This window comes from Mycobacterium asiaticum (assembly GCF_001673315.1).
In the GTDB taxonomy this organism is placed as follows: domain Bacteria; phylum Actinomycetota; class Actinomycetes; order Mycobacteriales; family Mycobacteriaceae; genus Mycobacterium; species Mycobacterium asiaticum_B.
Map to the genome: position 1 here is coordinate 1 of NZ_LZLQ01000050.1, position 1,508 is coordinate 1,508.

3 protein-coding genes and 1 pseudogene are annotated in these 1,508 nt (G+C 67.0%); 2 read left to right on the forward strand and 2 right to left on the reverse strand.

What is annotated here, in order from left to right:
* The coding region (locus A5636_RS07360; protein ID WP_437339812.1) for an AMP-binding enzyme at nt 1–216 on the forward strand (216 nt) is incomplete at its 5' end.
* Here the strand turns inward: A5636_RS07360 and A5636_RS07365 are convergent.
* On the reverse strand, nt 213–1,187 hold the full coding sequence (locus tag A5636_RS07365) for an NAD(P)H-dependent flavin oxidoreductase (RefSeq protein WP_065158039.1): 975 nt from the start codon (nt 1,185–1,187) through the stop codon (nt 213–215). The genes A5636_RS07360 and A5636_RS07365 overlap by 4 nt on opposite strands.
* A 5-nt stretch (nt 1,188–1,192) precedes the next feature.
* On the opposite strand from A5636_RS07365, the gene A5636_RS07370 reads away from it, so the two are divergent.
* Nucleotides 1,193–1,396: a hypothetical protein gene (locus tag A5636_RS07370; protein WP_065158038.1), complete on the forward strand. Its 204-nt coding sequence runs from the start codon at nt 1,193–1,195 to the stop codon at nt 1,394–1,396.
* 13 nt (nt 1,397–1,409) lie between these two features.
* Here A5636_RS07370 and A5636_RS27150 read toward each other — a convergent pair.
* Nucleotides 1,410–1,508 (reverse strand): annotated as a pseudogene (locus A5636_RS27150) (SRPBCC family protein); the annotation flags it as partial.

A 1,508-nucleotide genomic window follows, 5' to 3' on the forward strand; every position in this document is an offset into this window, starting at 1 on the left:
GCGGGGATCGCCGATCAAGAATTGGGGCAGCGGGTGGGCGCCGCGGTGGTGGCCAGGACTGCAGTGACGCTGGAGGAGTTGCGATCGCACTGCCGAGCGCGGATTGCGTACTTCAAGCTGCCGGAAAAGCTCGCCGTCGTCGACAGCATTCCCTACAACGCGACCGGCAAGGTCGATCGCAGTCAGCTCGCCGCGCTGATCACAGGTATGCCCTAAAGCCCCTTGCCGCGGTTCAGGATTCGCGTGGCATCGGCAACCATGTCGGTCACGATGTCCGCGGCTGGGCGGACATCGCGAATGAGTCCGACCGCCTCGCCGACCAGCACGGTGTCGACATCGAAATCTTCAGCGGCGACGCCTTGCCGATACGCGGCCACCACCTCCGGTAGCTGGCTCAACAGAGCGGCCTCGTTGCCGTGCCATCGATGGACCAGCGCATTGTTCACCAGTCGCAGATCATATTCTTCCGGCCAATCTCGCTGCCGCACAATGTCATACGCGCGAGTGCGGATGGTTTCGTCGCCACGGGCCCGGACCGCCCTTTGCTGCGCCCGCCGGGAGGCCAACGCCTCCGTGGCTGCGAAAAATCTGCTACCCACCAGCACACCGTCAGCACCGAGGGCCAGCGCTGCCGCCAGACCCCGCCCGTCGGCGACACCCCCGGCGGCCAGCACCAGGGTTTCGGGGGAGGAGGCGGCAACGAGGTCCACCACATCCGGAACCAGCGTGAAGGTCGAGCGGACGCTCATCCCGTGTCCACCCGCCTCGCCGCCCTGCGCGACGACAATGTCGGCGCCGGCGGCCAGGGCCGCACGCGCCTGCTCGAGATTCTGCACCTGCGCGGTCAATGCGACCCCGGCGGCGTGAATGCGCTCGGCGAAGGGATCGAGATCCCCGAAGGAGAGCATCACCGTCGGCGGTTGCTGGGCAAGAACCGTGTCAAGCAAGTTCGGTTGCCGCGCCAGTGCCCAGGTGATGAACCCGTAGCCGACCCGGGCGCTCTGGGCGATATCGATCTGTTCCCGCAACCATTCCGGGTCGCCGTAGCCCCCGCCGATCAGACCCAGGCCGCCCGCGGCCGTGACTGCGGCCGCCAGCCGACCACCCGACACCCCAGCCATCGGCGCAAGCAGAATCGGGTGGTCGATGCCGAGAAAGTCGGTGAGACGGTTGTTTTCGCTGCGCATCACCAGTGACTCCTTTCCGCGATTGCTGCGATCTCACGGTCAACACCCAGACCGTGTTCCGCAATACCACCGTGGAGTGTCTGCTGCAGCACATCGGGGATGAGGCGATGGCGCGGCGCCGGGCCAGCGGCGCGGGCACCGGAACAGCGGCGCTGCGCCGGGCCGGCCGGGCGGGCCTGAGCACCGGGCCGCATGCTGGCGCTCGATGAGGCAGCCTGGGTCTTACGCGCCTTTCTTGATCTTCAGCACGCGCTTGCGCAAGCCGTCCGTGGCGGTCTCCATCAGTCCTTTTGCACCCTTCTTGACCAGAAAGCCCGGTAC